This window comes from Anaerosporobacter sp., from assembly GCF_965301125.1.
This window is the reverse complement of sequence record NZ_CBDLAM010000227.1, coordinates 1-5,234: the sequence shown is the minus strand read 5'-3', so window position 1 is coordinate 5,234 and position 5,234 is coordinate 1. Positions and strand designations below refer to the sequence as shown.

4 protein-coding genes are annotated in these 5,234 nt (G+C 33.0%); all 4 read left to right on the top strand.

Annotated features, from left to right (window positions below; all coding sequences use genetic code 11):
* The coding region (locus tag ACW2QF_RS17365) for an ABC transporter ATP-binding protein (protein ID WP_455717277.1) at positions 1 to 1,121 on the top strand (1,121 nt) is incomplete at its 5' end.
* The gene (locus tag ACW2QF_RS17360; RefSeq protein WP_455717276.1) at positions 1,115 to 1,978 is read left to right on the top strand and encodes an ABC transporter permease; all 864 of its coding nucleotides are present in this window, start codon (positions 1,115 to 1,117) and stop codon (positions 1,976 to 1,978) included. The genes ACW2QF_RS17365 and ACW2QF_RS17360, both read left to right, overlap by 7 nt.
* 17 nt (positions 1,979 to 1,995) lie before the next feature.
* On the top strand, positions 1,996 to 3,456 hold the full coding sequence (locus tag ACW2QF_RS17355; RefSeq protein WP_455717275.1) for a GldG family protein: 1,461 nt from the start codon (positions 1,996 to 1,998) through the stop codon (positions 3,454 to 3,456).
* Entirely contained in the window at positions 3,456 to 5,087 is a 1,632-nt protein-coding gene (locus ACW2QF_RS17350) for a DUF4340 domain-containing protein (protein WP_455717274.1), read from the top strand. Before ACW2QF_RS17355 ends, ACW2QF_RS17350 begins: the two co-directional genes overlap by 1 nt.
* Positions 5,088 to 5,234: the final 147 nt, after the last annotated feature.

Sequence of the window (5,234 nt, the reverse complement as noted above, 5' to 3'; positions counted from 1 at the left end):
GATTTATACTTATAAAAAAGGAGGAGTTACTTTTGATTGAAGTTAAGAATTTGGTAAAAAGCTATGGAAATCATCTCGCAGTAGATGATTTGAGTTTTACTGTTGAAAGAGGGCAGATATTGGGATTTCTTGGACCAAATGGTGCAGGTAAGTCAACAACAATGAACATGATTACTGGCTATATAGCTGCTACTTCAGGTTCTGTTACAATTGATGGATATGATGTGTTTGAAGATCCAATTGAAGCTAAGAAGAAGATAGGATATCTACCAGAGATACCACCGTTGTATCTTGATATGTCGGTTATTGAATATCTTGAATTTATTGCAGAGATTAAATATGTGAAAAAAAGTGAACGCGTTAAGATGATTCAAGATATTATGAAGATGACTAAAGTCGATGATGTAAGTACTCGACTAATTAAACATTTATCAAAGGGTTATAGACAAAGGGTTGGTCTAGCTGGTGCAATTGTAGGATATCCGGAAGTACTTATATTAGATGAACCAACAGTAGGGTTAGACCCAAAACAAATTATTGAGATTCGTGATTTAATAAAACGCCTAAGTAAAGATCATACGATTATATTAAGTTCTCATATTCTATCTGAAGTAAGTGCCGTATGTGATAAAGTAATGATTATTAATAAAGGTAAATTAATTGTTAGTGATTCACCAGAGAATTTATCAAGTCATTTGGAAGGTGCTAATAAAGTACATTTACTTGTCAAAGGGACAAAAGACAAGGTTGCTAAGGCATTAGATAAGATAGAAGGAATTGTTAAAGTAGATTATAAAACTTCAACAGAAGCAGATTTGCTTGATGTGGAAATACAAACGAAAGAAGCTCTTGATATAAGAGAGGAATTATTCTATAGAATGGTAGAAGCAGAATGTCCAATTTACGGATTAGATAGAAAAGTTATGTCATTAGAAGATATCTTCCTTGAATTAACCGAGAATACTGCTAAAGTAGACAAGAAGAAAAAGAGCTTTTTGGGACAGATTAAGAGACAAAATAAAAAAGATATGAATGAAGAAAATCTGAATCAAGAAGAACAGAATCAAGAAGAGATTGAGAATAACAAGAACGGATCAGAAAAGGAGGAAGAAGAATGTTAGCAATATTTAAGAAAGAATTACGTTCCTATTTTACCTCTATGGTTGGATATTTGTTCATTGGTTTTTTCTTAGCAATCGTGGGCATTTATTTTATGGCATATAACTTACAAGGTGGATATGCGAATTTTGAATATGTTTTAAATAGCATGGTGTTTGTATTCGTAATTCTTGTGCCTATACTGACCATGCGTCTAATGGCAGAAGAAAAGAGACAAAAAACGGACCAATTATTATTTACATCACCATTAAGCGTGAGCAAAATTGTTATTGGAAAATATCTAGCAGTGTTAACAGTTTTTTTAAGCACTATGGTAATAACAATGTTCTATCCGCTTATATTAAGCAAATACGGTACAGTGTCTTTTAAACTAGCTTACACTGGAGTATTGGGATTTATTCTAGTTGGGGCTGCTTATCTTGCTATAGGTTTATTCTTATCAGCCTTGGTTGAAAGTCAAGCCATAGCAGCAGTTGTAACATTTGTCGTATTATTGGTTACCTACTTAATGCAAGGGATAGTAAGTCTTTTACCTACAAGCAATCAAGCAGCATGGTTAATCTTCTCTGCTATAGCACTATTAATAGCTATTGCCTTGTACTTTATGGTACATAATGCTACGGTGGCTATTGGACTTGGTGTAGTACTTGAGGCAGCATGTACCATTGTGTATTTTGTAAAACCTTCCTTATATGATGGATTGGTTGTGAAAGTATTTAATTGGTTTTCAGTAATTGATCGATTTGATAACTTCATGAATGGAATACTCGATTTAGCCGGAATTGTTTATTATATAAGTATTGTCGTTATCTTTATATTCTTAACAATTCAATCTCTTAATAAGAGAAGATGGAGATAGGAAAGGAGTGAGGTGCGATGAGTGAGAAGAATACAATGAAAGAAAGATTCAAACAATCTTTTACCAATAGAAAATTTAAACAAGGTGCATATAGTTCATTAATTACTACGATCGTAGTTGTTGTAATTCTTATTGCAAATATGATTGTAAGTGAATTAGACTTAAAAGTAGATGTTAGTAGTGAGAAGTTATATACATTAACAGATGCTACAAAGGATTTTGTTAAAGATGTTGATCATGATATCACAATTTACTATATTGCTGAATCGGGCAATGAAGTTACTATGATTAAAAGAATTGTTGATAAGTACAACAACTTATCAGACAATGTGAAGGTTGTGACGAAAGATCCAGTTCTTTATCCGAAATTTACAAGTCAATACGTTGACGCCAGTACAGAAGTAGCTGATAATAGCATAATTGTGGTAGATGAAACCAATGGAAGAAGCAAATATATACCGTATTCTGATATGCTAATACAGTCTATGGATTATTATTCATACTCAACAACAGTTACTGGAATTGATGTGGAGGGTCAGATAACATCTGCAATTCAATACGTAGTATCTGAAGATCTACCAACGATGTACGCAGTACAAGGGCATGGAGAGGCTGAGATAAGTACAACTCTTGCATCATATCTTACGAAGCAAAATGTTAACCAAGAGACTTTAAATACCTTATCAGCGGAATCAATACCCGAAGATTGTTCCTTCTTATTGTTAAATGGACCAGTATATGATTATACAGATGATGAAACTGAAATGATTATGGATTACCTTAAGAATGGTGGTAAGGCTATTATACTTCCAAACTATATGGTATCAACAGAAGATATGCCTAACTTCAATAGTATCTTAAACTATTATGGAGTATCTTTAGTTGATAGTTATGTAATAGAGGGTGATAGTAACTATCATATGTCTCAGATGCCTACTTATCTAATACCAGAAATCTCAAGTCATGATATTACAAATGATGTGAAATCTGATAAGAAGCCTGTTGTTGTACCAGCAACAAAGGGAATTGAAATTATGGCTGATGTACGTAGTACATTAACAATTGAAGAATTATTGAATACCTCGGATAAAGCGTATGCCAAGACAGATATTAATTCGCAAGTTTATGACCAAGAAGATACAGATGTAGCTGGTCCATTTTCACTTGGAGTAGCTATCACTGAGACGATTGATGATGTGGAAACAAAGGTTGTAGTATATGCTTCCAATTATCTTTTAGATGAATCCATGATTTCCTATGCACAATTAGGTAATACGGATTTAATACTAAGTACGATAAACTGGATGGCTGATGTTTCAGTTGAGACTTTAGCGATACCGACTAAGACATTTGACGATAGTTATGTAACACTTTCAAGTGCACAGTCAAATAGTTGGTCAGTATTTGTAATTTTAATTATTCCTGGAGCCTTCATCTTAACGGGTGTAGTTGTATGGTTAAGAAGGAGGAAACGATAATGGCAAGAAAGAAGAAGAAAGCGGGTACATTAATAATCCTTCTTGTGGTATTAATCCTAATGATTCTTCTATATTTCCTTGTTGTTAATAAGAATAAAGAGGAAGTTAAGACAGAGGATACAATTAGTTTATCAACCATTGAATCAGATCAAGTAACAGAAATTTCATATACAATGAATGGTACAACATTAACATATAGGAAGTCGGATGACACATGGATTGATGAATCAGACACAAAAGCGCCAATAAATCAAGATAATATAACTAATATGTTAAGTGAAATATCAAGCTTAACTGCTGAGAAAATGATTTTAGAGGACGCAAAAGATTTAAGTGAATATGGTTTAGATAAACCAGCACTTACTATTAATGTAACTTGTGATGATGAAACTACATTTGAATTTTGCATAGGAGATTCTTTAGTAGTTGGATCGGGCTACTATGCTAAACTTTCTGATAGCAATACTGTTTATGCAGTTGAAGAGGGAATATACTCAGCATTCAATTATACACAAACACAGATGCTTGCAATTGAAGAATTCCCTACAATAACTACAACGAATATAACTTCGATTAATGTCAATAAAAATGGTAGAGATGTGTTTAAAGCGGATTATGATCAAAGTGCATCTGATGCAGGTGAATACTATGCGTGGAAGATATCAAAACCATATAGTACAGTTCAAAAAGGTGATCCATCGCAATTTGACACTTACTTAGGAAGTTATGGATCTGTAACATTAAGTGAATGTGTTGATTATAATAGTTCTGATTTAAGTAAATATGGCTTGGATAAACCAAGTGCTACAATTGATTTATCTTATTACACAGAAACGACAGCTGAGAGTTCTACAACAGATGATAGCTCGACAACTGATGAAAGTAATGATTCTACAAGTGATACATCTGATACAACATCGGCATCAGAAGATGATACACAAGAAGAACAGACAATACGTACGGATTATAAGTTAACATTGTTAGTTGGAGATCAGAATGATGATGGTGAATATTATGTTCAAGTTATAGCAGATGGAAGAGAGTACGAGAATGCTGTATATACAATTGATTCATCAACAATTGAAACTATGCTTGATATAACGGCTTACGATTTTGTATATAATGTGGTTGCACAAATTGATATAGCAAGTCTAGATACACTAACTGTTAAAGCAGATGGTAAAACGTACGAATTAACAGTTGCTCCTAATCCAGATAAAGAAACAGAAGTAAAAGAAGATGAAGAAACTGCGAAAGATACAGATACTACAGAAGACGCAGATTCTACTGATGATACAGACTCTACTGAAGATAGTGAAGAAGTACCAGAATACTTATACTATTATAATGGTAGCGAAGTAGAAGAGACAGCATTTAAGGAACTGTATGAAGATATAACAGGAATAACAACGACTGGTAATATCAAAAAAGAAGTTAGTGATACAACACCTGTATATGAGTTTACTTTCACAAGAAATTCAGATGAATTTGAAGAACTACATGTAACATATCTACCATACGATGGAGTGAATTTCTATCGAGTATCTATAAATGGAGAAGAAAATTTCTTAGTAGAGAAAACAGCAGTAGATAAGGTAGTGAAATCAATATCAGGGTTTTCAAGTAAGTAGAAAGAAAAAAACAAGATTCTAAAATGGTCCCAAGCGAGCAGTGAGGCTGGATATATAGTTTATGGATTAAAATTATTAAAGCTTGGAATTAGGGATATAGATAAATTCCCTAATTCCAGACTTGAAAATATGTCTACTAACTTATCT

Bases quoted from the DNA above. Each gene is read 5' to 3' on its own strand.
- ACW2QF_RS17350 (WP_455717274.1), top strand. From the start codon at position 3,456: ATGGCAAGAAAGAAGAAGAAAGCGGGTACATTAATAATCCTTCTTGTG.
- ACW2QF_RS17360 (WP_455717276.1), top strand. From the start codon at position 1,115: ATGTTAGCAATATTTAAGAAAGAATTACGTTCCTATTTTACCTCTATG.
- ACW2QF_RS17355 (WP_455717275.1), top strand. From the start codon at position 1,996: ATGAGTGAGAAGAATACAATGAAAGAAAGATTCAAACAATCTTTTACC.